The sequence below is a fragment of the Mycobacterium sp. smrl_JER01 genome (assembly GCF_048513595.2).
Taxonomy (GTDB): domain Bacteria; phylum Actinomycetota; class Actinomycetes; order Mycobacteriales; family Mycobacteriaceae; genus Mycobacterium.
Map to the genome: position 1 here is coordinate 2,812,873 of NZ_JBLXXK020000001.1, position 24,946 is coordinate 2,837,818.

22 protein-coding genes are annotated in these 24,946 nt (G+C 67.7%); 20 read left to right on the forward strand and 2 right to left on the reverse strand.

All coding sequences use genetic code 11. The annotated features are described in order from the left end of the window. The first annotated feature begins 7 nt into the window (after positions 1–7). Genes hisD through hisI form a run of 8 tightly spaced genes read left to right on the forward strand, consistent with a single transcriptional unit; the run spans position 8 to position 6,459 of the window. A complete protein-coding gene (hisD, locus tag ACNUDN_RS13320) occupies positions 8–1,393 on the forward strand; it encodes a histidinol dehydrogenase (protein WP_419122386.1) in 1,386 nt (461 codons plus the stop codon). After that, the gene (locus ACNUDN_RS13325; protein WP_419122387.1) at positions 1,390–2,514 is read left to right on the forward strand and encodes a histidinol-phosphate transaminase; all 1,125 of its coding nucleotides are present in this window, start codon (positions 1,390–1,392) and stop codon (positions 2,512–2,514) included. Before hisD ends, ACNUDN_RS13325 begins: the two co-directional genes overlap by 4 nt. After that, positions 2,511–3,137 carry an imidazoleglycerol-phosphate dehydratase HisB gene (gene hisB / locus ACNUDN_RS13330; RefSeq protein ID WP_419122388.1) on the forward strand — a complete coding sequence of 209 codons (627 nt, stop codon included), beginning with the start codon at positions 2,511–2,513 and terminating at the stop codon, positions 3,135–3,137. The genes ACNUDN_RS13325 and hisB overlap by 4 nt, the downstream gene beginning before the upstream one ends. After that, positions 3,134–3,754 (forward strand): imidazole glycerol phosphate synthase subunit HisH, encoded by a 621-nt coding sequence (gene hisH / locus ACNUDN_RS13335; RefSeq protein WP_419122389.1) that lies wholly within the window; start codon positions 3,134–3,136, stop codon positions 3,752–3,754. Before hisB ends, hisH begins: the two co-directional genes overlap by 4 nt. Positions 3,755–3,786: 32 nt before the next feature. After that, positions 3,787–4,515, forward strand: coding sequence for a bifunctional 1-(5-phosphoribosyl)-5-((5-phosphoribosylamino)methylideneamino)imidazole-4-carboxamide isomerase/phosphoribosylanthranilate isomerase PriA (gene priA / locus ACNUDN_RS13340; protein ID WP_419125148.1), 729 nt, complete (start codon positions 3,787–3,789; stop codon positions 4,513–4,515). Then, positions 4,512–5,330 (forward strand): inositol monophosphatase family protein, encoded by an 819-nt coding sequence (locus tag ACNUDN_RS13345; protein WP_419122390.1) that lies wholly within the window; start codon positions 4,512–4,514, stop codon positions 5,328–5,330. The genes priA and ACNUDN_RS13345 overlap by 4 nt, the downstream gene beginning before the upstream one ends. Beyond that, on the forward strand, positions 5,327–6,112 hold the full coding sequence (gene hisF, locus ACNUDN_RS13350; protein WP_419122391.1) for an imidazole glycerol phosphate synthase subunit HisF: 786 nt from the start codon (positions 5,327–5,329) through the stop codon (positions 6,110–6,112). The genes ACNUDN_RS13345 and hisF overlap by 4 nt, the downstream gene beginning before the upstream one ends. After that, positions 6,109–6,459, forward strand: a complete 351-nt coding sequence (gene hisI / locus ACNUDN_RS13355) for a phosphoribosyl-AMP cyclohydrolase (RefSeq protein WP_419122392.1) — start codon at positions 6,109–6,111, stop codon at positions 6,457–6,459. The genes hisF and hisI overlap by 4 nt, the downstream gene beginning before the upstream one ends. On the opposite strand, the gene ACNUDN_RS13360 is transcribed toward hisI, so the two are convergent. Continuing rightward, the gene (locus ACNUDN_RS13360; RefSeq protein WP_419125149.1) at positions 6,456–7,259 is read right to left on the reverse strand and encodes an ABC transporter ATP-binding protein; all 804 of its coding nucleotides are present in this window, start codon (positions 7,257–7,259) and stop codon (positions 6,456–6,458) included. The genes hisI and ACNUDN_RS13360 overlap by 4 nt on opposite strands. A gap of 5 nt (positions 7,260–7,264) precedes the next feature. Continuing rightward, positions 7,265–7,723, reverse strand: a complete 459-nt coding sequence (locus ACNUDN_RS13365) for a peroxiredoxin (RefSeq protein WP_419122393.1) — start codon at positions 7,721–7,723, stop codon at positions 7,265–7,267. 32 nt (positions 7,724–7,755) lie between these two features. On the opposite strand from ACNUDN_RS13365, the gene ACNUDN_RS13370 reads away from it, so the two are divergent. The 12 genes from ACNUDN_RS13370 (at position 7,756) to pyk (ending at position 24,938) form a co-directional block, all read left to right on the forward strand. Next, a complete protein-coding gene (locus ACNUDN_RS13370) occupies positions 7,756–9,315 on the forward strand; it encodes an anthranilate synthase component I (RefSeq protein ID WP_419122394.1) in 1,560 nt (519 codons plus the stop codon). Continuing rightward, entirely contained in the window at positions 9,312–9,893 is a 582-nt protein-coding gene (locus ACNUDN_RS13375) for a TIGR02234 family membrane protein (RefSeq protein WP_419122395.1), read from the forward strand. The genes ACNUDN_RS13370 and ACNUDN_RS13375 overlap by 4 nt, the downstream gene beginning before the upstream one ends. Before the next feature lie 72 nt (positions 9,894–9,965). Beyond that, positions 9,966–10,784, forward strand: coding sequence for an indole-3-glycerol phosphate synthase TrpC (gene trpC, locus ACNUDN_RS13380; RefSeq protein WP_419122396.1), 819 nt, complete (start codon positions 9,966–9,968; stop codon positions 10,782–10,784). After that, positions 10,784–12,046, forward strand: coding sequence for a tryptophan synthase subunit beta (trpB, locus tag ACNUDN_RS13385; RefSeq protein WP_419125150.1), 1,263 nt, complete (start codon positions 10,784–10,786; stop codon positions 12,044–12,046). Before trpC ends, trpB begins: the two co-directional genes overlap by 1 nt. Then, entirely contained in the window at positions 12,013–12,831 is an 819-nt protein-coding gene (gene trpA, locus ACNUDN_RS13390; RefSeq protein ID WP_419122397.1) for a tryptophan synthase subunit alpha, read from the forward strand. Before trpB ends, trpA begins: the two co-directional genes overlap by 34 nt. After that, positions 12,828–14,975 (forward strand): prolipoprotein diacylglyceryl transferase, encoded by a 2,148-nt coding sequence (gene lgt, locus ACNUDN_RS13395; RefSeq protein ID WP_431960012.1) that lies wholly within the window; start codon positions 12,828–12,830, stop codon positions 14,973–14,975. The genes trpA and lgt overlap by 4 nt, the downstream gene beginning before the upstream one ends. A gap of 79 nt (positions 14,976–15,054) precedes the next feature. Further along, the gene (locus ACNUDN_RS13400) at positions 15,055–16,476 is read left to right on the forward strand and encodes an HNH endonuclease signature motif containing protein (protein WP_419122399.1); all 1,422 of its coding nucleotides are present in this window, start codon (positions 15,055–15,057) and stop codon (positions 16,474–16,476) included. 40 nt (positions 16,477–16,516) lie between these two features. Next, a complete protein-coding gene (locus ACNUDN_RS13405) occupies positions 16,517–16,948 on the forward strand; it encodes an NINE protein (protein WP_419122400.1) in 432 nt (143 codons plus the stop codon). Beyond that, a complete protein-coding gene (locus tag ACNUDN_RS13410; protein ID WP_419122401.1) occupies positions 16,938–17,351 on the forward strand; it encodes a DUF2752 domain-containing protein in 414 nt (137 codons plus the stop codon). The genes ACNUDN_RS13405 and ACNUDN_RS13410 overlap by 11 nt, the downstream gene beginning before the upstream one ends. Positions 17,352–17,434: 83 nt before the next feature. Then, positions 17,435–21,991, forward strand: a complete 4,557-nt coding sequence (gene gltB / locus ACNUDN_RS13415) for a glutamate synthase large subunit (RefSeq protein WP_419125151.1) — start codon at positions 17,435–17,437, stop codon at positions 21,989–21,991. Continuing rightward, complete coding sequence (locus ACNUDN_RS13420) at positions 21,984–23,492, forward strand: glutamate synthase subunit beta (protein WP_419122402.1); 1,509 nt, start codon at positions 21,984–21,986, stop codon at positions 23,490–23,492. The genes gltB and ACNUDN_RS13420 overlap by 8 nt, the downstream gene beginning before the upstream one ends. A gap of 27 nt (positions 23,493–23,519) precedes the next feature. After that, a complete protein-coding gene (gene pyk / locus ACNUDN_RS13425; RefSeq protein WP_419122403.1) occupies positions 23,520–24,938 on the forward strand; it encodes a pyruvate kinase in 1,419 nt (472 codons plus the stop codon). The last annotated feature ends 8 nt before the right edge of the window (positions 24,939–24,946 follow it).

Below are 24,946 nucleotides of genomic sequence, written 5' to 3' on the forward strand. Positions count from 1 at the left end.
TGGGACAATGGTCAGCGTGAATGTATCGCCAGGGCTTCTGCGGCGCATCGATCTGCGTGCCACGCCGCTGTCGGCGGCCGGCTTGCGCGCTGCGCTGCCGCGCGGCGGCGTCGATGTCGACGCCGTCGTGCCCACGGTCCGCCCGATCGTGGATGCGGTGGCCGCGCGCGGCGTCGCGGCAGCGCTCGAGTACGGCGCGACCTTCGACGGCGTCCGGCCCGATCGGGTCCGGGTGCCCGGCGACAAACTCGCCGACGCTCTGCACAGCCTCGACGTCGATGTCCGCGCCGCGCTGGAGGTGGCCATCGACCGGGCCCGCGCCGTGCACGCCGACCAGCGCCGCACCGACACCACCACGACACTCGCCCCGGGCGCTACCGTGACCGAGCGCTGGGTGCCGGTCGAACGGGTCGGTCTCTACGTGCCCGGCGGCAATGCCGTCTATCCGTCCAGTGTCGTGATGAACGTCGTCCCGGCTCAGACCGCCGGGGTGGACTCCCTGGTGATCGCGAGCCCGCCCCAGGCGGGGAACGCCGAACCCTTCGCCGGGCTGCCGCACCCGACAATCCTGGCCGCGGCCGCGCTGCTCGGCGTCGAGGAGGTGTGGGCGGTCGGCGGCGCCCAAGCCGTCGCGCTGATGGCCTACGGCGGCACGGACACCGACGGTGCCGGGCCAGACGCAGCGAGGGGAGAAGGCACCGAACTGGCGCCGGTGGACATGATCACCGGGCCCGGAAACATCTACGTCACCGCCGCCAAACGCATCTGCCGTTCGCAGGTCGGCATCGACGCCGAAGCCGGCCCTACCGAAATCGCGATCCTGGCCGACCACACCGCCGACCCGGTGCATGTGGCCGCGGACCTGATCAGCCAGGCCGAACACGATGAGATGGCGGCCAGTGTGCTGGTCACCGACAGCGTCGAGCTGGCCGAGGCCACCGATCGTGAGTTGGCGGTGCAGCTGCAGACCACTGTGCACCGCGATCGGGTGACCGCTGCGCTGCGCGGTGCGCAGTCGGCGATCGTCCTGGTCGACGACGTGGACGCCGGTGTGCGCACCATCAACGCCTACGCCGCCGAGCACCTGGAGATCCAGACCGCCGACGCGCCCGCGGTGGCAGGTCGGATCCGTTCCGCGGGTGCGATTTTCGTCGGCCCGTATGCACCGGTCAGCCTGGGGGACTACTGCGCAGGGTCGAACCATGTGCTGCCCACCGCGGGCTGCGCGCGGCACTCCAGCGGGCTGTCGGTGCAGACGTTTCTGCGCGGGATCCACGTCGTCGACTACAGCGAGGCGGCGCTCAAGGATGTGTCGGGCCATGTGATCACGTTGGCCAATGCCGAGAACCTGCCCAGCCACGGTGAGGCCGTGCGCAGGAGGTTCGAAAGGTGACCAACGCCGTTCCCGGTGCCGACGTCACGCTCGACGATCTGCCGCTGCGCGACGACCTGCGCGGGAAATCCCCGTACGGCGCTCCGCAGCTGGCGGTCCCGGTCCGGCTGAACACCAACGAGAACCCGCACCCTCCGACCCGGGCGCTGATCGACGACGTGGCCGAGTCGGTGCGGGATGCCGCAGCGGAGCTGCACCGCTATCCCGACCGCGACGCCGTGGCCCTTCGTACCGATTTGGCCGCGTATCTGAGCACGCAGACCGGAACCCGGATCGGCGTGGACAACGTCTGGGCCGCCAACGGCTCCAACGAGATCCTGCAGCAGTTGCTGCAGGCGTTCGGCGGGCCGGGCCGCAGCGCGCTCGGCTTCGTGCCGTCCTATTCGATGCACCCGATCATCTCCGACGGCACCCAGACCCGCTGGCTGGCAGCGAATCGGGCCGATGGCTTCGGTCTGGACGCCGCGGTGGCCGCCACCGCGATCAAGGAACACCGCCCCGACGTGGTGTTCGTCACCAGCCCCAACAATCCGTCCGGGCAGAGTGTCTCGCCCGACGATCTGCGGTTGCTGCTCGACGCGCTGTCCGAGCACGCCAGCGGCATGGTGATCGTCGACGAGGCCTATGGCGAGTTCTCGTCGCGGCCGAGCGCGATCGGTCTGATCGAGGCCTACCCGACCAGGCTGGTGGTGAGCCGAACCATGAGCAAGGCGTTCGCCTTCGCCGGGGGCCGCCTCGGCTACCTCGTCGCCGCGCCCGCCGTGATCGACGCAATGCTGTTGGTCCGCCTCCCTTATCACCTGTCGTCGGTCACCCAGGCCGCCGCGCGTGCCGCGCTGCGGCACGCCGACGACACCCTGGGCAGCGTCGCCACGCTCATCGCGGAACGCGAGCGGGTGTCTGCGGCGCTGACCGACATGGGTTTCCGAGTGATCCCGAGCGACGCGAACTTTCTGCTCTTCGGTGAGTTCGCCGATGCGCCCGCCACCTGGCAGCGCTACCTGGATCGGGGCGTGCTGATCCGCGACGTCGGCATTCCCGGGTATCTGCGCACCACCATCGGCCTGGCCGAAGAAAACGACGCGCTGCTGGCCGCCAGCGCCCGAATAGGAGCACCGTGAGCGAATCCGTTCGTCCCGTCCGACGCGCCAAGGTCGAGCGCAAGACCAGGGAGTCCGATATCGCCGTCGAGCTCGACCTCGACGGAACCGGTCAGGTCAGCGTCGACACCGGTGTGCCGTTCTTCGATCACATGCTGACCTCGCTGGGCAGCCATGCCAGCTTCGACCTCACGATCAAGGCCGTCGGCGACATCGAGATCGAGGGACACCACACCATCGAGGACACGGCGATCGTGCTGGGACAGGCGTTGGGGCAGGCGCTCGGCGAGAAGAAGGGCATCCGCCGCTTCGGTGATGCGTTCATCCCGATGGACGAGACGCTGGCTCACGCGGCTGTCGACGTCTCCGGTCGCCCATACTTCGTCCACACCGGTGAGCCGGATTACATGGTCGAATTCACCATCGCCGGCTCGGCCGCGCCCTACCACACCGTCGTCAACCGGCATGTGTTCGAGTCGCTGGCGTTCAACGCGCGCATCGCACTCCATGTGCGGACGCTCTACGGGCGCGACCCGCACCACATCACCGAAGCCGAATACAAGGCGGTCGCCCGCGCGCTGCGCCAAGCCGTCGAATACGACCCGCGGGTCAGCGGCGTACCGTCGACCAAAGGCACTCTGTGACAACGAAACTCGTCGTTCTGGACTACGGATCGGGCAATCTGCGTTCCGCCCAACGCGCGCTGGAGCGCGTCGGCGCGCACGTCGAGGTCACCGCCGATGCGGCAGCCGCTGCCAATGCCGACGGGCTGGTGGTGCCCGGCGTGGGTGCGTTCGAAGCGTGCATGACGGGGTTGCGCGCGATCAACGGCGACACGATCATCGCCGATCGGGTGGCGGCTGGGCGGCCGGTCCTCGGGGTGTGCGTCGGTATGCAGATCCTGTTCACCCGCGGCGTGGAGTTCGGGGTGGAGTCGGCCGGGTGCGGCCAATGGCCCGGTGCGGTGATCCGATTGGACGCTCCGGTGATCCCGCATATGGGCTGGAACGTCGTCGATGCGCCCGCCGACAGCGTGCTGTTCAGGGGGATGGACCGTGACACCCGGTTCTACTTCGTGCACTCCTATGCCGCTCAGCAGTGGGAGGGGCGCGACAGTGCCCTGTTGACGTGGGCCACCCATCACGTTCCCTTTCTGGCCGCAGTCGAGGACGGGCCGCTGTCGGCGACCCAGTTCCATCCCGAGAAGAGCGGGGACGCCGGCGCCGAATTACTGTCGAACTGGGTCAGGGCGCTAAGTTGACCAGCGTGAATTCCGAAGGTGCCACACCGAAGCTGATCCTGCTGCCCGCCGTCGACGTCGTCGAGGGCCGCGCGGTGCGGCTGGTGCAGGGGCAGGCCGGCAGTGAGACCGAGTACGGTTCGGCGCTCGACGCCGCGATGACCTGGCAGCGTGACGGCGCAGAGTGGATCCACCTCGTCGACCTGGACGCGGCGTTCGGGCGTGGCTCCAATCGCGAGCTGCTCGCCGAGGTGGTCGGCAAGCTCGACGTCGCGGTCGAGTTGTCCGGCGGCATCCGCGACGACGTTTCGCTGGCGGCAGCGCTGGCCACCGGCTGCGCGCGGGTCAACCTCGGCACCGCGGCCCTGGAGAATCCGGCGTGGTGCGCCAAGGTGGTCGCCGAACACGGGGACAAGATCGCCGTGGGGCTGGACGTCAAGATCGAGGACGGCCGGTACCGGCTGCGCGGTCGCGGCTGGGAGACCGATGGCGGTGACCTGTGGCAGGTGCTCGAACGCCTTGACCGCGAGGGGTGTTCGCGGTTCGTGGTCACCGACGTGACCAAGGACGGCACCCTCAACGGGCCCAATCTCGAACTGTTGAACCAGGTCTGCGAGCGCACCGACGCTCCGGTCATCGCGTCCGGTGGGGTGTCCAGCCTCGATGATCTGCGTGCGATCGCGACTCTGACCGACCGTGGAGTGGAGGGTGCGATCGTCGGGAAAGCGCTCTACGCGGGGCGATTCACGTTGCCCCAGGCGCTGGGCGCGGTCAGCGCGTGAGGCCCGAGCCGCAACAGCTGGCCGACCTGCTGGAAACCGCGGCCGGTGTCCTCGACGCTGCATCGGCACAGTTCGTCGCCGGTCATCGCGCCGACTCCGCCGTCGCCAAGAAGGGTAACGACTTCGCCACCGAGATCGACCTGGCCATCGAGCGACGAGTGGTCGCCGAACTGACCCGATTGACCGGAATCGGTGTACACGGAGAGGAGTTCGGCGGCGAATCGGTCGAGGCGGAGTCGGTGTGGGTGCTCGACCCGATCGACGGCACGTTCAACTACGCGGCCGGTTCCCCGATGGCTGCGATCCTGCTCAGCCTGCTGTGGGAGGGCGAGCCCGTGCTCGGGCTGACCTGGCTGCCGTTCATGGGCCAGCGCTACACGTCGATGGCCGGGCGGCCGGTGCTGTGCAACGGCGACGCCCTCGACCCGCTCGAGTCGGTGACTCTAGCCGAATCGATAGTCGGCACAGGGACTTTCAACATCGACTCCCGGGGGCGCTACCCGGGGCGGTACCGCATCAAAGTGCTGGAGAATCTCAGCCGGGAGTGTTCAAGGATGCGGATGCACGGCGCGACCGGGGTGGACTTCGCCTATGTTGCAGCCGGGATCTTAGGTGGGGCAATCAGTTTCGGCCACCATGTGTGGGATCACGCCGCCGGCGTCGCCCTGGTGCGGGCCGCGGGCGGCATCGTCACCGACCTCGACGGACAACAGTGGACAGCGTCCTCGCCGTCTGCGCTGGCGGCCGCACCTGGTGTGCACGGCGAGATCCTGCAGCTCATCCAGGCCGCCGGTGATCCGAAGGACTACCTGTGAAGCCGGCCAGCGATGTCGCCACCCGGGTGATCCCGTGCCTGGACGTCGACGACGGCCGGGTGGTCAAGGGGGTCAACTTCGCGAACATGCGCGACGCGGGTGATCCGGTCGAGCTCGCCGCCGCCTACGACGCCGAAGGTGCCGACGAGCTGACCTTCCTGGACGTGACCGCGTCATCGTCCGGCCGGTCCACGATGCTCGAGGTGGTACGGCGGACCGCCGAGCAGGTGTTCATACCGCTGACCGTCGGTGGCGGTGTGCGCTCGGTCGCCGATGTCGACGTACTGCTGCGCGCCGGTGCCGACAAGGTGTCGGTGAACACCGCGGCAATCGCCGCGCCCGAACTGCTCTCCGAACTGTCCCGACAGTTCGGCTCGCAGTGCATCGTGTTGTCGGTCGACGCTCGGACGGTGCCCGGGGACGCGACGCCCACGCCATCGGGCTGGGAGGTCACCACCCACGGCGGCCGGCGCGGCACCGGGATCGATGCGGTGGAATGGGCCGCGCGGGGCGCCGAGCTCGGGGTGGGCGAGATTCTGCTGAACTCGATGGATGCCGACGGCACCAAGGCCGGGTTCGACCTCGCCATGCTGCGCGCGGTTCGCGGTGCGGTCACGGTGCCGGTGATCGCCAGCGGCGGCGCCGGCGCGGTCGAGCATTTCGCCCCGGCAGTGGCTGCGGGAGCCGACGCGGTACTCGCCGCAAGCGTGTTCCACTTCCGCGATCTGACCATCGGCGAGGTGAAGGCGGCGATGCGGGCTGAAGGGATCACCGTGCGATGAGCGGCCTCGACCCGGCGATCGCGGCGCGACTCAAACACAACGCCGAGGGCTTGTTCACCGCGGTGGTCCAGGAGCGCGCGACCGGTCAGGTGCTCATGGTGGCGTGGATGGACGACGACGCGCTGGCCCGCACACTGGAAACCCGGGAGGCGACGTACTTCTCGCGTTCCCGCGGCGAACAGTGGATCAAGGGTCTGACGTCGGGTCACACCCAGCAGGTGCACTCGGTGCGCTTGGATTGCGACGGTGACACCGTCCTGCTCGAGGTGGATCAGGTCGGCGGCGCATGCCATACCGGGGATCACACCTGCTTCGACGCCGACCTGCTGCTGGGTCCCCAGTCCTAGATGATTCGGACGGCCTTGGCGCGCGCGGTCCAGCGACCGTCGTCGTAGCCGACCACCACCGGATGGGCGAACGCCTCGGAGACCGTGTCGGTGGTGATGGTCTCGCGGGCCGGTCCGCTGGCCACCGTGCGGCCCTCGGCGATGAGCAGTGCGTGCGTCGTGGTCGTCGGCAGCTCTTCGAGATGGTGCGTGACCAGGACCGAGGCCACCTCGGGATGGGTCTGGTCGAGCCCGTCGAGGGTCTCCAGCAGTTGTTCCCGGGCCGCCACGTCGAGTCCGGTCGACGGTTCGTCGAGCAGGAGCAATCGAGGTTCGGCGATCAGAGCCCTCGCGATGAGGGTGCGGCCGCGTTCTCCCTGCGACAGCGTCGGCCAGACGTCATGGGTTTTGTGGGACAGCCCGACCGCGGCGATCATCGCGTCGGCACGCGCATCGTCCGCTGCGGACGCCGTCCAGCGCATCGGGGTGTCGATGGTGGCTGTGATCCCGGTCAACACCACCTGCCGGACCGTCAGCGAGTACTGCAGTCGATGGCGCGGGTTCACATGGCCGATGCGGTGCCGCAGGTTTGCCAGATCGACCCGGCCCATGTGGCCGCCGAGGATCCGCACGGTGCCTGTCGACGGAAACGTCATCGCCGCGCAGAAGCCCAGCAGCGTGCTCTTCCCGGCGCCGTTGGGGCCCAGCAACGCCCAGTGCTCACCTTCGTGGACGGTCAGCGAGATGCCGTCGATGATCTGTTTACCGTTGCGGCGGAACGTCACATCGGTGAGCTCCAGCACGGGGACGGGTTCGAGCATCGGCGTCACGAGCGCCGGCGTAACGCCTCAAGGGCTTTGTCGGCATGGGTGTCCATGCTGAATTCGCTGGCGATGATCTCCAGCACGGTGCGGTCGGTGTCGATGACGAACGTGGTGCGTTTCACCGGCATGAGTTTGCCGAGCAGCCCGCGCTTGACCCCGAACTGGGTGGCGACCACACCGTCGACGTCCGATAGCAGCGGGTAGTCGAAGTTCTGCTGCTCGGCGAATCTCGCCTGCTTGTCGACGGGGTCGGCGCTGATGCCCACCCGGCTCGCACCGACCGCCGCGAACTCGGCCGCCAGGTCGCGGAAATGGCAGGCCTCCTTGGTGCACCCCGGCGTCATCGCTGCCGGGTAGAAGAACAGCACGATCGGTCCGTCGGCGAGCAGCTGGGTCAGCGTCCTGGTCGTCCCGGTCTGGTCCGGCAGTTCGAACTCCGCCACCCGATCACCACGATTCATGGTCTCAACGGTACTTCTGGGAGGATGTCGGGGTGCAGACGACCGCCAACCTGCCCTCCGGCTCTTCGCGCGAGCGCTCATCGCATACTGCGACGACGTCGCGGGAAGACTTCCGGGCGCTGGCCGCCGAGCACCGCGTCGTCCCGGTCACCCGCAAGGTGCTCGCCGACAGCGAGACGCCGCTGTCGGCCTATCGCAAACTTGCGGCCAACCGTCCCGGCACCTTCCTGCTGGAGTCCGCCGAAAACGGGCGGTCGTGGTCGCGCTGGTCGTTCATCGGGGCCGGTGCACCGTCGGCGCTGACGGTGCGTGACGGTGCGGCGGTGTGGCTCGGTGTCATCCCGCAGGACGCGCCCGCTGGTGGCGACCCGCTGCAGGCACTGCGTCAGACCCTGACGCTGCTGGAGACCGCCGCGCTGCCCGGCCTTCCGCCGCTGTCGTCGGGCCTGGTCGGCTTCTTCACCTACGACATGGTCCGCCGTCTGGAGCGGTTGCCCGAACTGACCGTCGATGACCTCGGCCTGCCCGACATGATGATGCTGCTGGCCACCGACATCGCCGCGGTCGACCATCACGAAGGCACGATCACTCTGGTGGCCAACGCGGTCAACTGGAACGGCACCGACGAGCGGGTCGACTGGGCCTACGACGACGCCGTCGCCCGCCTGGACGTGATGACCTCCGCACTGGCCGAACCGCTGGCCTCGACGATCGCGACGTTCGATCGGCCGGCGCCGGTGCATCGTTCGCAGCGCACGGTCGAGGAGTACACCTCGATCGTCGACAAGCTGGTCGGCGACATCGAGGCGGGTGAGGCGTTCCAGGTGGTGCCGTCGCAGCGTTTCGAGATGGACACCGACGCCGATCCGCTGGATGTGTACCGGATGCTGCGGGTGACCAACCCGAGCCCGTACATGTATCTGCTCAACGTGCCCGATCAGCACGGCGGACTGGACTTCTCGATCGTCGGCTCCAGCCCCGAGGCGCTGGTCACCGTCAAGGACGGACGCGCCACGACGCACCCGATCGCAGGCACCCGGTGGCGCGGCGACACCGAGGAGGACGACCTGCTGCTGGAGAAGGAGCTGTTGTCCGACGAGAAGGAACGCGCCGAGCACCTGATGCTCGTCGACCTGGGTCGCAACGATCTGGGACGGGTCTGCCGCCCGGGCACGGTGAAGGTCGAGGACTACAGCCACATCGAGCGCTACAGCCACGTCATGCACCTGGTGTCGACGGTGACCGGGCTGCTTGCCGAGGACAGGACGGCGCTGGACGCGGTCACCGCCTGCTTCCCGGCCGGGACGCTCTCCGGTGCGCCCAAGGTCCGGGCGATGGAGCTGATCGAAGAGGTGGAGAAGACCCGTCGCGGCCTCTACGGCGGGGTGCTCGGATATCTCGATTTCGCGGGTAACGCCGATTTCGCGATCGCGATCCGCACCGCGCTGATGCGCGACGGCACCGCCTACGTGCAGGCCGGCGGCGGCGTCGTCGCCGACTCCAACGGTCCCTACGAGTACAACGAGGCGTCCAACAAGGCCCGCGCGGTTCTGGCCGCCATCGCGGCGGCAGAGACATTGAGGGAGCCGTGATCCGGGTCGCGCAACTGCTGCTGGTGCTCGCCGCGGCGGGCCTGTGGGGGGCATCACGCCTCACCTGGGTGGAGATCACCTCCTTCGACGGACTCGGTCAGCCCAAGACCACGGCGCTCTCCGGCGCGGCCTGGTCGACGGCGTTGATCCCGCTGGCACTGCTGGTGCTCGCCGCCGCGGTGGCTGCGCTTGCGGTGCGTGGCTGGTCGCTGCGGATTGTGGCGGTGCTGGTCGCGGGCGCGAGCGCGGGCATGGGCTATCTGGCGATCAGTCTCTGGGTGATCGCCGACGATGCGGTACGTGCCGCCCGCCTCGCCGATGTGCCGGTGGCCGATCTACTCGACACGCAGCGGCACTACGCCGGTGCCGTGGTCGCGTTGATCGCGGCGGTGCTGTCGCTGCTGGGTGCCGTCCTGTTCATGCGCTCGGCGACCCGCGGTCGCGCCGAGGCGGCCCGGTACGCGCGGCGTCGGGCAGCCGAGGAGGAGCCGCACGCCTCGGCGATGTCGGAGCGGATGATCTGGGATGCGCTCGACGACGGGCGCGATCCGACCAACCCGGACAACCAGGGGCGGTGACAAGGTATGGCTTGGTGGCGACTACCCTTCGTTAGGAATCGAATGGCCGTCTGGGGAAGGGATACGACGCCTATGGGTTCGGCGACCGTGCTCGACTCCATCATTGAGGGAGTCCGCGCTGACGTTGCCGCTCGCGAAGCCGTCGTCAGCTTGGACGAGGTCAAGCAGCAGGCCCAGCGTGCTTCGGCCCCGCTCGACGTGATGGCGGCGCTGCGCGCCCCGGGGATCGCGGTGATCGCCGAGGTCAAACGCGCAAGCCCGTCCCGAGGAGAGTTGGCAGACATCGCCGACCCGGCCGATCTGGCTCGGGCCTACCAGGACGGTGGCGCGCGGGTCATCAGCGTTTTGACCGAACAGCGGCGCTTCAACGGGTCGCTCGACGATCTCGACGCGGTGCGTCACGCGGTGTCGATTCCGGTGCTGCGCAAGGACTTCATCATCCGGCCCTATCAGATCCACGAGGCCCGAGCCCATGGTGCGGACATGCTGTTGCTCATCGTGGCGGCTCTCGAACAGCCCGCGCTGGAGTCGCTGCTGGAGCGCACCGAATCGTTGGGTATGACCGCGCTGGTCGAGGTGCACACCGAGGAAGAGGCCGACCGTGCACTAGAGGCCGGGGCGTCGGTGATCGGTGTGAACGCCCGCGATCTCAAGACTCTGAAGGTCGACCGGGACTGCTTCGCGCGGATCGCGCCCGGATTGCCGAGCAAGGTGATCCGGGTCGCGGAGTCCGGCGTGCGCGGCACCGCCGATCTGCTGGCCTACGCCGGGGCCGGCGCCGATGCGGTGCTGGTCGGCGAGGGCCTCGTCACCAGTGGTGATCCGCGCAGCGCGGTGGCCGATCTGGTCACCGCGGGTACCCATCCGTCGTGCCCGAAACCAGCTCGTTAGTGGCCGAGTTCGCCGGCCCCGAACTGCCGCGCGCCAGCGCGGCGGTCGCTGAGCCGACGTCCCACGATCCCGACGCCCGGGGCCACTTCGGTGTGTACGGCGGCAGGTATGTGCCCGAGGCGCTGATGGCTGTCATCGAAGAGGTGACCGCCGCCTACGAGAAGGCCCGCGGTGACCAGGCGTTCCTCGACGAGCTCGACAGGCTGCAGCGGCACTACACCGGCCGTCCGTCTCCGGTCTACGAAGCCGAACGACTCAGCGAGCATGCCGGCGGGGCCCGCATCTTCCTGAAGCGGGAAGACCTCAACCACACCGGATCTCACAAGATCAACAACGTGTTGGGGCAGGCGCTGCTGGCCAAGCAGATGGGCAAGACCCGCGTCATCGCGGAGACCGGTGCCGGCCAGCACGGCGTTGCGACGGCCACGGCCTGCGCGTTGATGGGTTTGGAATGCGTCATCTATATGGGTGCGGTCGACACCGCCCGGCAGGCGCTCAACGTCGCGCGGATGCGACTGCTCGGAGCGTCGGTGGTGGCCGTCGAGTCGGGTTCCAAGACGTTGAAGGACGCGATCAACGAGACATTCCGCGACTGGGTCGCCAATGCCGACAGCACCTATTACTGCTTCGGTACGGCCGCCGGACCTCACCCGTTCCCGATGATGGTGCGCGACTTCCAACGGGTGATCGGTCTGGAGGCTCGTGCGCAGATGCTGGACCAGGCCGGACGGCTGCCGGACTCGGTCGTCGCGTGCGTGGGCGGCGGCTCCAACGCCATCGGCATCTTCCATGCTTTCATCGACGATCCTGAGGTTCGGCTGGTCGGCTACGAGGCGGCCGGCGACGGTGTCGAGACCGGTCGCCACGCCGCTACGTTCACCGGCGGCTCGCCGGGGGCTTTCCAGGGCTCCTACTCCTACCTGCTGCAGGACGAGGACGGTCAGACCGTCGAATCGCATTCGATATCAGCGGGTCTGGATTATCCCGGAGTCGGTCCCGAGCACGCATTGCTCAAAGATGTGGGTCGGGCGCAGTACCGGCCCATCACCGATACCGAGGCGATGGACGCGCTTTCGCTGCTGAGCCGCACCGAGGGAATCATCCCGGCGATCGAATCCGCGCATGCCATCGCGGGAGCGCTGCAGTTGGGCCGCGAGCTCGGGCCGGGTGCGATCATCCTGGTGAATGTCTCGGGTCGCGGCGACAAGGATGTCGAGACGGCCGCCAAATGGTTCGGGCTGTTGGAGGACGGGGCGAAATGAGCCGGCTGGCAAGCCTCTTCGATTCCTGTCGCGCGGAGGGTCGCTCAGCTCTGATCGGATACCTGCCGACCGGTTTCCCTGATGTCGAGGGTTCGATCGAGGCCATGGTCGCCCTGGTCGAAGCCGGTTGCGACATCGTGGAGGTCGGGGTCGCATATTCGGACCCCGGGATGGACGGACCGACGATCGCCGCAGCCACGGAGGTGGCCTTGCGTGGCGGCGTCAAGGTGTACGACGCGCTGCGGGCGGTCGAGGCGATCAGTGCCGCGGGCGGCCGCGCGGTGGTGATGACCTACTGGAACCCGGTGGTGCGCAAAGGTGTGGACACGTTCGCACGCGATCTCGCGTCGGCGGGCGGGCTGGGACTGATCACCCCGGATCTGATCCCGGACGAAGCCGACGAGTGGCTGGCCGCCTCTGACGTCCACGATCTCGACCGCATCTTCCTGGTGGCGCCGTCGTCGACGCCGGAGCGCCTGGCGAAGACCGTGGAGGCGTCGCGCGGTTTCGTCTACGCGGCTTCCACGATGGGGGTGACCGGCGCTCGCGACGCGGTGTCGAATGCCGCCCCGGAGCTGGTGAGCCGGGTCAAGGCGGTCTCTGATATTCCCGTCGGCGTGGGCCTCGGTGTGCGCTCCCGGGAGCAGGCGGCCGAGATCGGCGCGTACGCCGACGGAGTCATCGTCGGATCTGCTCTGGTGTCCGCTCTGAAAGAGGGTCTCCCGGCGATCCGGTCGTTGACCGAGGAGCTCGCTGACGGTGTGCGGCAGAGGATCACTGCGTGACGACATCGGTGCTGGCCTACATCCCCAGTCCGTCCCAGGGGGTTTGGCATCTCGGTCCGTTCCCGCTGCGCGCCTACGCGCTGTTCATCATCGTCGGGATCATTGCCGCGCTGGTGATCGGTGACCGCCGGTGGGCGGCGCGCGGCGGCGAGCCCGGCGTCATCTACGACGTGGCGTTGTGGGCGGTGCCGTTCGGCCTGATCGGTGGACGCCTCTATCACGTGATGACGGACTGGCCGACCTACTTCGGGGACAACGGCGTCGGTGCGGCCGCGGCGGTGCGGATCTGGGACGGCGGCCTCGGCATCTGGGGTGCGGTGGCGTTCGGCGCGGTGGGGGCGTGGATCGCGTGCCGGCGGCGGGGAATTCCGTTGCCTGCATTCGGCGATGCGATCGCCCCGGGGATCGTCCTCGCCCAGGGCATCGGCCGTCTCGGCAACTACTTCAACCAGGAGCTCTACGGCCGGGAGACCACCGTGCCCTGGGGTCTGGAGATCTACGAGCGGGTGAACTCGGCCGGCGTGCCGGACTCGCTCAACGGCGTTTCCACCGGCGAGCTGATTCAGGTCGTCCACCCGACCTTCCTGTACGAGTTGCTCTGGAACCTACTGGTTTTCGTGGTTCTGATCCTGGTCGATCGCCGGTTCAGGATCGGGCACGGCCGCCTGTTCGCGCTCTACGTGGCGGGCTACTGCCTCGGGCGGTTCTGGATCGAGTTGATGCGTAGCGACACCGCGACACTGATTGCCGGGATCCGGGTCAATACCTTCACCGCGACCTTCGTTTTCATCGGTGCCGTCGTCTACATCATGGTTGCGCCCAAAGGCCGCGAGGATCCGGCGAGTCTCCGCGGTGATCACCCGACCGAGGACGCCGCGGATATGGCGAAGGATGCTGTGGTCGCTTCTGCGGTCGGCATCGCTGCGGCCGCCAAGGTCGCCGACGAAGACGAGGCCAGGGAGACATCAGAGGACAAGACCGATGTCGATGCGCTGGTCGCCGAGCTTGAGGGAGCAGAGCCCGACACGGAACGTGTGGGTGCGGACGAGAGCGACAAGACCGCTGAGGTCGATGTCGATGCGGTGACTGGGGCTGTTGCCGACGCTGCTGTGGTTCACGACGCGGCCGCCGAGGTCGAGGGTGATGCTGCGGAGCTGGCGGCCGAGATGGAGGGTGACGCGGCGGTCGAGGCTGAGGGTGACGCGGCTGTCGAGGTTGAGGGTGACGAGGCTGTCGGTGGTGTCGGTGAGGTTGATGTCGATGCGGTGACTGAGGCCGGGCCTGAGGGTGTGTCGGGTGTCGGCGACGTCGATGCCGGCGACACCGAGGCTGTTGAGGGCCTTGGCGCGGTCGAGGGCGGCGAACTGGCTGAGGCTGTTGTCGACGCTGCTGTGGTTCACGAGGCGGCGGTTGAGTCTGAGGGTGATGCTGCGGAGCTGGCGGTCGAGGTTGAGGGTGACGCGGCCGCCGAGGTCGAGGGTGATGCTGCGGAGCTGGCCGCCGAGGTTGAGGGTGACGCCGCGGTCGGTGGTGTCGGTGAGGTTGATGTCGATGCGGTGACTGAGGCCGGGCCCGAGGGTGTGTCGGGTGTCGGCGACGTCGATGCCGGCGACGTCGAGGCGGTTGAGGGTCTCGGCGCGGTCGAGGGCGGCGAACTGGCTGAGGCTGTTGCCGACGCTGCTGTGGTTCACGAGGCCGCGGTCGAGTCTGAGGGTGATGCTGCGGAGCTGGCGGCCGAGGTTGAGGGTGACGCGGCCGCCGAGGTCGAGGGTGATGCTGCGGAGCTGGCCGCCGAGGTTGAGGGTGACGCCGCGGTCGGTGGTGTCGGCGACGTCGATGCCGGCGACACCGAGGCTGTTGAGGGTCTCGGCGCGGTCGAGGGCGATGAGGTGGCTGAGGCTGTCGCCGACGCTGCTGTGGTTCACGAGGCCGCGGTCGAGTCTGAGGCTGATGCCGCAGAGCTGACCGAAGAAGTCGAGCAGCAGGCTGACGCCGCTGAAGCGACCGAGAAGTCAACCCCGGATGACACCAACAATGAGTCCGGCGCTGCCCATCAGCCGGTCGCTGAATCATCCTCGGCCAGCGCACGATCCGAGGTTGTCAACCGCGTCCGCGGGTGGATTCGGCGGCGTCGCGGTCGCTGACAAGCAGTATCCGGACGGCTAGTCACGAGGCACCGATACTCCGCCCCGATTGTCCGACCCCGCTGGCAGAATAGAACGTATGTTCGACGGGGTGGCGCCGGGGGAGCTCATCGATGTGATGGGTTGTGCGGCGCGTGCCGAGTCGGTGGCGGTTGCGCGTCGGCTCGCGGCGGTGGCGGAGTTGTTCCGGTGCCGTGAGGTGTATTACGCCGATTCGGACTGGCTGCAGATGGATGTGCAGGAGGCGGTGGCGGCAGAGGTGTCGGCGGCGCAGAACATCAGTCGGTCGCGGGCCAGTGGCCAGGTGTCGATGGCGGTGTCGTTGCACACTCGGTTGCCCAAGGTTGCCGAGGTGTTTGCGCGCGGCGATATCGACTTTCGGATGGTGCAGATGGTGTTGAACCGCACCAGGAATGTCGACGACGACGTGATCGGTGCCCTGGACGCGGCTGTCGCGGCGAAGGTGTCGCGGTGGATGCGGCTGTCGAAGAACGCGCTTCGGGATCGGGTGGATCAGTTTGTGGCGGATTTCGATCCGGCCGGGGTGCGGGTGCCTCCAGCAGCCAAGGACAACCGCTATTTCGATGTGATACCCGATATGCCGGGGATGGCGTTCGCTTCGGGAGTGCTCAATGCCGGCGACGCCGCGGCGCTGGATCAGCGTCTGGACGCCATCGTTGCGACGGTGTGCGGTGATGATCCGCGGACCCGTAATCAGCTACGCGCCGACGCCGCAGGGGCGTTGGGTCGGCTCGAGACGAGTCTGGTGTGCCAATGCGGCGCCCAGCAGTGTCCGGCGGTGGCGCTCCAGGAATCCGCGGCTCAGGTGGTGATCCACATTCTGGCCGAGCAGGCCACGGTGGAGGGTACCGGTGACCGGGCGGGCTACCTGGCGGGGTTCGGGGTGTTGCCCGCCGAAGCGGTTCGGGAGGCAGCCAAGGGGGCCACGTTGCTGCCGGTGCGGTGGCCGGTCGGGCAAGAAAAGGGTTACCGGCCATCGGGGGCGCTGCGGGATTTTCTGCGGTGGCGCGATCTGAGGTGCCGGTTCCCGGGCTGTGACGCTCCGGCGGAGCGCTGCGATGTGGACCACACGACCCGGTGGCCGTTCGGTGTGACCCATCCGTCGGGACTCAAGCATTACTGCCGTGCCCATCACATGATCAAGACCTTCCTCACCGGGGCCGATGGTTGGCGTGATGAGCAGCGTTGCGACGGCACCGTGGTGCTCACCGCGCCGACCGGACACGTGTATGCCACCGAACCGCTTGGTGGGCTGTTGTTTCCGGTGTTGGCAACCCCGACCGCGCCGCTACCCGATATCTCGGTACCCGAGGACGTCCCTCACAAGATGGCCCTGAGGCCGCGGCGGCGCCGGAGCCGTGAGCAGCAACGTCAGGCTCGAATCGCCGCCGAACGCCGCCAACGCATCGAGATCATCGCCGAACGCGAACGCCAACACCAGGCCTGGCTCACCGCCACCTACGAACCGCCCCCATTCTGAGGTCGTTTCCAGCGGGGTAGCGCTCTGGCATGCTGTTGTCATGACCGAGCCCCCGTTCAGCGGCAATGAAGGCGGATCGTCCTATCCACCGCCGCCGCATCAGCCGGGTTACTTCCCGCCGGGACCGCAGTACTCCGGGCCGCCCCCAGGTGCCTTCCCGCCGCCGGCCGGTGGGTATCCGACCGGCTTTGTGGACCCGAGCGCGCCCTGGGGCCGCCACCCGGTCACAGGGGAGCCCTTTTCGGAAAAATCCAAGGTCGTGGGCGGGTTGCTGCAGTTGCTCGGACTGGTGGGGCTCGTGGGCATCGGGCGCTTCTACCTGGGCTACACCACACTGGGCGTGATCCAGCTGATCGTCGGGCTTCTCACGTGCGGGATCGGCGCCGTCATCTGGGGCATCATCGACGCGGTTCTGATCCTCACCGACCGGGTGCGCGATCCGGCGGGACGTCCGTTGCGCGATGGAACCTAGCTCCCCAGCGGGGAACCGGAGCCGATTGCTGGTTGGGTTCGGCACCGGCGCGGCGGTCGTGGGCGCCCTGGCCTACATCCGTATCGGGGATCCGCATAGCGCGAGCTTCATCTTTCCGCCCTGTCCGTTCCACGCGATCACCGGTTGGTACTGTCCGGCGTGCGGCGGCCTGCGCATGACCCACGACGTGCTGCACGGTGACATCGCTGCCGCCTTCGTGGACAACGCCTTCGCGCTCATCGGGCTGCCGCTGTTGCTGGTCTGGGTGCTGCTGCGCCGGCAGCAGGCCAAGCCGGCCTTCAATGCGCCCGTGTATGCCGTCATCATCACCGCGGTGGTGGCGTGGACCGTGGTCCGCAATCTGCCGGGATTCCCGCTGGTCCCGACCGTTCTCGACGGGTAGCGGATCGCCGCCGCTGCTACACTCGGCCAACGGGCCGGTGCAGTCCCTGATGGCGAAACTCAGGACTGTGGAGGCCCGTGTCCATGCTTTTCTCGGCATTGCCCGAATCTCAAGGCTTGTACGATCCCCGCAACGAAGCGGATTCCTGCGGCGTAGCCATGGTGGCCGACATCCAGGGGCGCCGCTCGCATTCGATTGTCGCTGACGGACTCGTCGCTCTGGAACACCTGGAGCATCGCGGAGCCGCCGGAGCAGAAGCCAGCAGCGGTGACGGCGCGGGCATCTTGATCCAGCTGCCCGTCGACCTTCTGCGTGACGTCGTCGACTTCGCGCTGCCGGCCTCTACCACGGACGGCCAGCACACCTTCGCGGCCGGAATCTGTTATCTGCCCCAGGAGTCATCGGCCCGCGAAAGCGCTTGTGCAACAGTTGAATCAATTGCCGCCGAAGAGGGCCTGGAGGTCTTGGGATGGCGCGAGGTGCCCGTCGACCCCGCCGGGGCCGAGGTGGGCGCCACTGCCGTCAGCTGTATGCCCTACATGGCACAGCTTTTCGTCGCCGCGCCTGAAAACAACGGCACCAGGCCGGCAGGGGTCGACCTCGACCGTCGCGTGTTCCCGATGCGCAAACGGGCCGAGCGGGCCGACGTCTACTTCCCGTCATTGTCGAGTCGGACGATGGTCTACAAGGGCATGCTCACGACAATGCAGCTGCCGCAGTTCTTTCCGGATCTGCGCGACGAACGCTGTGTCAGCGCCATCGCCATCGTGCACAGCCGATTCTCGACCAACACATTCCCGTCTTGGCCGCTGGCGCACCCTTTCCGGTTCGTCGCCCACAACGGCGAGATCAACACCGTGCGGGGCAACCGGAATCGTATGCACGCCCGGGAGGCGATGCTCGCCAGCGCCAGGATCCCCGGAGATCTCAGTCGACTGTCTCCGATCTGTACCCCGGACGCCTCCGATTCGGCTTCGTTTGACGAAGTCCTCGAGCTGTTGCATCTGGGGGGCCGAAGCCTGCCGCACGCCGTGTTGATGATGATCCCGGAAGCCTGGGAGAACGCCACCACGATGGACGACGCCGAACGCGCCTTCTGGCAGTTCCACGCATCACTGATGGAGCCATGGGACGGTCCTGCCTGCGTCACCTTCACCGACGGCACCCTGGTCGGTGCTGTGCTGGATCGCAACGGACTGCGGCCCGGCCGCTGGTGGCGCACCATCGACGACCGAATCATCCTGGCCAGCGAGAGTGGCGTCCTGGACGTGCCGTCCGCCGAGGTCGTCGCCAAAGGCAGGTTGCAGCCCGGCAAGATGTTCCTCATCGACACCGCCGCGGGCCGTATCGTGTCCGATGACGAGATCAAAGAGCAACTGGCCCAAGCGGAACCGTACGGCGAGTGGCTGCATTCCGGTCTGCTGGAGCTCACCACGCTTCCCGATCGGGCCCGGGCTCAGCCGAACCACGAATCGGTGGTCCGTCGTCAGATCAGTTTCGGCTACACCGAAGAAGATCTGCGCATTCTGCTCACCCCGATGGCTGCCTCCGGAGCGGAACCGCTGGGTTCGATGGGTACCGACACTCCGGCGGCCGTGCTTTCACAGCGGTCCAAGCTGCTTTACGACTACTTCGTGGAGTTGTTCGCCCAGGTCACCAATCCGCCCCTGGACGCGATCCGCGAGGAAGTCGTCACATCGATGGCCCGCATCATGGGGCCCGAGCAGAACCTGCTCGAGCCGACGGCGGCGTCGTGCCGTCAGATCAAGCTCACCTGGCCCGTGCTCGACAATGACGACCTCAACAAGATCGTCCATATCAACGACGACGGTGAGCACCCCGGACTGCGTACCGCGGTGCTGCGCGCCCTCTACGACGTCGAGCGCGGCGGCGACGGTCTGGCCGAGGCGTTGGAGGAGCTTAGGCTGCGGGCCTGCGATGCGATCGCCAAAGGCGCACGTACGCTTGTCATCTCGGATCGCGATTCCGACCACACCAAGGCCCCGATACCGTCGCTGCTGGCGGTCTCGGCGGTGCATCACCACCTGGTGCGCACCAAGGAGCGGACCACGGTCGCACTGGTCGTCGAGACGGGCGACGCTCGCGAGGTGCACCACATCGCCATGCTGATCGGTTTCGGCGCGGCCGCGGTCAATCCGTACCTGGCGTTCGAGTCGATCGAGGATCTGATCCGCGAAGGCGAACTCACCGGAATCGAACCGGCCGCGGCGGTCCGTAACTACCTCAAGGCGCTGGGCAAAGGCGTCATGAAGGTGATGAGCAAGATGGGCATCTCGACCGTGGCGTCCTACACCGCCGCCCAGGCCTTCGAGGCCATCGGCATCGACCGGGGCGTCATCGACGAGTACTTCACCGGGACCCCCACCCAGCTCGGGGGTGTCGGTCTGGACGTCATCGCCGAAGAGGTCAAGCTGCGGCATCGCCGCGCGTACCCGGAGAATCCGACCGAACGGGTGCACCGTCGTCTTGAGGTAGGTGGCGAATACGCATTCCGCCGCGAAGGCGAACTGCACCTGTTCACACCGGAAGTGGTCTTCCTGCTGCAGCATTCGACCCGCACCGGCCGCCGCCAGGTCTTCGAGCAGTATTCCGAGGAGGTCAACCGTCTGGCCCGGGAAGGTGGCGCGCTGCGCGGACTGTTCGAGTTCAAGACCGGGCTGCGGGCACCGGTGCCCCTTGACGAGGTGGAGTCGGTCGAATCGATCGTCACCCGCTTCAACACGGGCGCGATGAGCTACGGGTCGATCTCGGCCGAGGCGCACGAGACGATGGCCGTCGCGATGAACAACCTCGGCGGCCGGTCGAACTCCGGTGAGGGCGGCGAGGACGTCGAACGGCTCTACGATCCGAAGCGGCGCAGCGCCGTCAAGCAGGTCGCCTCCGGGCGCTTCGGGGTCACCAGCGACTACCTGGTCAACGCCACCGATATCCAGATCAAGATGGCCCAAGGCGCCAAACCCGGTGAGGGAGGACAGCTTCCGGGTTACAAGGTCTATCCGAGCATCGCCAAGACCCGGCATTCCACGCCCGGTGTGGGGCTGATCTCGCCGCCGCCCCATCACGATATCTACTCGATCGAGGATCTCGCCCAGCTCATCCACGACCTGAAGAACGCCAACGCCGACGCCCGTATCCACGTCAAGCTGGTCAGCTCGGTCGGGGTCGGAACGGTGGCCGCCGGTGTGTCCAAGGCGCACGCCGACGTCGTGTTGATCTCAGGCTACGACGGCGGCACCGGTGCGGCTCCGTTGACCAGCCTCAAACATGCCGGGGCGCCGTGGGAGATCGGTCTGGCCGACACCCAGCAGACGCTGATGCTCAACGGTTTGCGCGACCGCATCACGGTCCAGTGCGACGGGGGTATGCGGACGGCCCGCGATGTCATGGTCGCGATGCTGCTCGGTGCCGAGGAGTACGGTTTTGCGACCGCGCCGCTGGTGGTGGCCGGGTGCATCATGATGCGGGTGTGTCACCTCGACACCTGCCCGGTAGGTGTGGCCACCCAGAACCCGGAGCTGCGAGCACGTTTCAACGGTAAACCCGAGTTCGTGGAGAACTTCTTCCGCTTCATCGCCGAGGACATCCGCCGCCACCTGGCCGAGCTCGGATTCCGCAGCGTCGACGAGGCGGTCGGACACGCCGAGATGCTCGACACGGACCGGGGTGTCGCGCACTGGAAGAGCAAGGGCATGGACCTGAGCCCGATCTTCGCGGTGCCCTCCGACGGCCATACCGGGCAGCCGGCAGCGCGGCGCCGGGTTCGCGACCAGTACCACGCCCTCGATCAGGCGCTGGACCAGACACTCATCCAACTCGCCGAAGGCGCCCTTGAGGACGCGCATCCGGTGCGCCTGGAGCTACCGATCCGCAATGTAAACCGCACGGTGGGCACACTGCTCGGCAGCGAGGTGACCCGCCGCTACGGGGCGCAGGGTCTGCCCGAGGACACCATCCACATCACCCTGACCGGTTCCGCCGGACAGTCGCTGGGCGCGTTCCTGCCGCCCGGTGTCACGGTGGAACTCATCGGTGACGCCAACGACTATGTGGGCAAAGGGCTTTCCGGTGGGAAAATCGTCGTCAAGCCGCAGGACGACGTGCTGTTCCTGCCCGAGGACAACGTGATCGCCGGCAATACGTTACTTTTCGGCGCCACCTCTGGCGAGTTGTATCTGCGTGGCCGAGTGGGGGAGCGGTTCGCGGCGAGGAACTCGGGCGCGCTGACAGTGGTCGAGGGTGTCGGCGATCATGCCTGCGAGTACATGACAGGCGGCCGCGTCGTCGTCCTCGGCAAGGTCGGCCGCAATATGGCGGCGGGTATGTCCGGCGGTATTGCGTTCGTACTGGGGCTGGATGAGAGGCGGGTCAACACCGACATGGTGCAGTTGCAGGGGCTGGAACCGGAGGACCTGATCTGGCTGCGTGACGTCGTCGCTCAGCACGTCCGCTACACCGGCAGCACGGTCGCCACCTCGGTGCTGTCGGACTGGCCGAGGCGCAGCGCACAGTTCACCAAGATCATGCCGCGCGACTACCAGCGCGTACTCGAGGCGACCCGGATGGCCAAAGCCGAGGGCCGCGACGTCGACTCGGCGATCATGGAGGCGAGCCGTGGCTGATCCACGCGGATTTCTTGAGGTCGCCAAAGTCGAGGCCGCCAAACGACCCGTCGACGAACGGGTCGGGGACTGGCGTGAGGTGTATGAGCGGCAGGACCCGCACCAGCGGGCCGGTGAGGTCGCCCAGCAGGCCCGCCGTTGCATGGACTGCGGGATCCCGTTCTGCCATTCCGGGACCGCGGGGTGCCCGCTGGGCAACCTGATCCCGGAATGGAACGATCTCGTGCGTCGGGGGCGCTGGGATGCGGCCAGCGACCGACTGCATGCCACCAACAACTTCCCCGAGTTCACTGGTCGGCTGTGCCCGGCACCGTGCGAGGCGGCCTGTGTGCTCTCGATCGCCGAGGAGCAGACCGGCGGCAGTGTCACGATCAAACGGATCGAGCAGACCATCGCCGACCAGGCCTGGATGGACGGCATCGTCGAACCCCAGCCCGCAGCGATCGCGACCGGCAAGAAGGTCGCCGTGGTGGGTTCCGGGCCGGCGGGACTGGCCGCTGCGCAACAGCTCACCCGCGCCGGTCACGACGTCACGGTCTACGAGCGCGATGACCGTATCGGCGGGTTGATGCGGTACGGAATCCCGGAGTACAAACTGGAGAAGTCGGTTCTCAACCAACGGCTGGCCCAGATGCGCGCCGAGGGAACGCGTTTCGTCACCGAATGCGAGGTCGGGGTGGATCTGCCGGTCGAGCAGCTACGCGCCCAGCATGACGCGGTGGTGCTCGCCGTCGGTGCGCTGCGCGCCCGTGACAACGTCGTCGAGGGCCGCGACCTCAACGGCGTGCACCTGGCGATGGAGCACCTGGTGCCGGCCAACAAGGAATGCGAAGGCGACGGGCCGAGCGATATCAGCGCCGCAGGCAAGCACGTCGTGATCATCGGTGGCGGTGACACCGGCGCGGATTGCCTGGGCACCGCACATCGTCAGGGCGCCGCATCGGTCACCCAGTTGGACTACAACCCCGAGCCGCCGGAGTACCGCGACGAATCACGCTCTCCGTGGCCGACGTGGCCGGTCGTGCTGCGCACCCGGCTGTCGCCGGCGCATGCCGAAGGGGGGCACCGGCGATACGAGGTCGCCGTGCAGCGCTTCCTCGGCGACGGTCGGGGCAACCTGCGTGCGATGGAGATCGCCGAGGTCAAAGTCGAACGTGACGCCGACGGACGCCGGCACGTCGTTCCGGTCGGAGACTCGCTGGAGATTCCGTGCGAGCTCGCGCTGCTGGCGATCGGGTTCGAGGGGGTCGAGCAGATGGCGCTGCTCGACGAACTCGGCCTGAGTCTGAACAGGCTGGGCACCGTGGCGTGCGGGTCGGATTGGCAGACCGACGCCCCTGGCGTGTTCGTCTGCGGTGACGCGCATCGGGGCGCGTCGCTGATCGTGTGGGCCATCGCGGAGGGACGCAGTGCCGCACACGCGGTGGACACGTTCTTGATGGGAGACTCCGATCTGCCCGCCCCGGTCCGGCCGGGCACGGTGCCGCTGTCCGTCGTCTGAATCGATTAACGACTATGCTCAGCTGTCGTGACTAGACGCGGGAAGATCGTCTGTACGCTAGGCCCGGCCACCGCTTCGGAAGAGGCGGTCAGGCAGCTGGTGGAATCCGGGATGGACGTGGCCCGGCTGAACTTCAGCCACGGTGACTACCCCGACCACGAGGCGAACTACAAGCGGGTTCGTGCCGCATCCGACGCCACCGGGAGGGCGGTCGGGATCCTCGCCGACCTGCAGGGACCCAAGATCCGGCTGGGCCGGTTCGCGGACGGGCCGACGGTGTGGGCCAACGGGGAGACGGTGCGGATCACTGTCGAGGACTTCCTCGGCAACCACGACCGGGTCTCGACCACCTACAAGCGGCTCGCTCAGGACGCCAAGCCCGGGGACCGCGTCCTCGTCGACGACGGCAACGTGGGTCTGGTCGTGGAGCATATCGACGGCAACGACGTGGTCTGCACGGTGACCGAGGGCGGCAAGGTCAGCAACAACAAGGGGATGTCGCTGCCGGGCATGAACGTCTCGGCGCCTGCGCTGTCGGAAAAGGACATCGAGGACCTCGAGTTCGCGGTGCGACTCGGTGTCGATCTGGTGGCGCTGTCGTTCGTGCGGTCACCCGCCGACGTCGAACTCGTCCACGAGGTGATGGACCGTGTCGGCAGGCGGGTGCCCGTCATCGCCAAGCTGGAGAAGCCTGAGGCGATCGACAACCTGGAAGCCATCGTGCTGGCGTTCGACGCCATCATGGTGGCCCGCGGCGACCTCGGTGTCGAGCTCCCGTTGGAGGAGGTTCCGCTGGTCCAGAAGCGGGCCATCCAGATGGCGCGGGAAAACGCCAAGCCCGTCATCGTCGCCACCCAGATGCTGGAGTCGATGATCGAGAACTCCCGACCTACCCGTGCCGAGGCCTCCGACGTGGCCAACGCGGTCCTCGACGGCGCCGACGCCGTCATGCTCTCGGGGGAGACATCGGTGGGCAAGTTTCCGTTCGAAACGGTGCGCACGATGGCGCGGATCATCTCCGCGGTCGAGGAGAATTCGGTCGCCGCACCGCCGCTGACCCACGTGCCGCGCACCAAGCGCGGCGTGATCTCCTACGCGGCCCGCGACATCGGCGAGCGACTCGACGCCAAGGCGCTGGTGGCGTTCACCCAGTCCGGCGACACCGTGCGGCGGTTGGCCCGCCTGCACACGCCGTTGCCGGTGCTGGCGTTCACCGCGCTGCCCGAGATTCGCAGCCAGCTGGCGCTGACCTGGGGCACCGAGACGTTCATCGTTCCCCACATCGAGACCACGGACGGCATGATCCGCCAGGTGGATCAGTCGATGCTGGCCCTCGGGCGCTACAAGCGCGGCGACCTCGTGGTCATCGTCGCAGGCGCTCCACCCGGCACAGTAGGCTCCACGAATCTGATTCACGTCCACCGCATCGGGGAGGACGACGTCTAGTCACGACA

Coding starts and splice junctions, on each gene's coding strand:
- hisD (WP_419122386.1), top strand. CDS start 8: ATGGTCAGCGTGAATGTATCGCCAGGGCTTCTGCGGCGCATCGATCTG.
- hisI (WP_419122392.1), top strand. CDS start 6,109: ATGAGCGGCCTCGACCCGGCGATCGCGGCGCGACTCAAACACAACGCC.
- ACNUDN_RS13360 (WP_419125149.1), bottom strand. CDS start 7,259: ATGCTCGAACCCGTCCCCGTGCTGGAGCTCACCGATGTGACGTTCCGC.
- ACNUDN_RS13365 (WP_419122393.1), bottom strand. CDS start 7,723: ATGAATCGTGGTGATCGGGTGGCGGAGTTCGAACTGCCGGACCAGACC.
- trpC (WP_419122396.1), top strand. CDS start 9,966: ATGGGTTCGGCGACCGTGCTCGACTCCATCATTGAGGGAGTCCGCGCT.
- trpA (WP_419122397.1), top strand. CDS start 12,013: ATGGTTCGGGCTGTTGGAGGACGGGGCGAAATGAGCCGGCTGGCAAGC.
- ACNUDN_RS13400 (WP_419122399.1), top strand. CDS start 15,055: ATGTTCGACGGGGTGGCGCCGGGGGAGCTCATCGATGTGATGGGTTGT.
- ACNUDN_RS13405 (WP_419122400.1), top strand. CDS start 16,517: ATGACCGAGCCCCCGTTCAGCGGCAATGAAGGCGGATCGTCCTATCCA.
- ACNUDN_RS13410 (WP_419122401.1), top strand. CDS start 16,938: ATGGAACCTAGCTCCCCAGCGGGGAACCGGAGCCGATTGCTGGTTGGG.
- gltB (WP_419125151.1), top strand. CDS start 17,435: ATGCTTTTCTCGGCATTGCCCGAATCTCAAGGCTTGTACGATCCCCGC.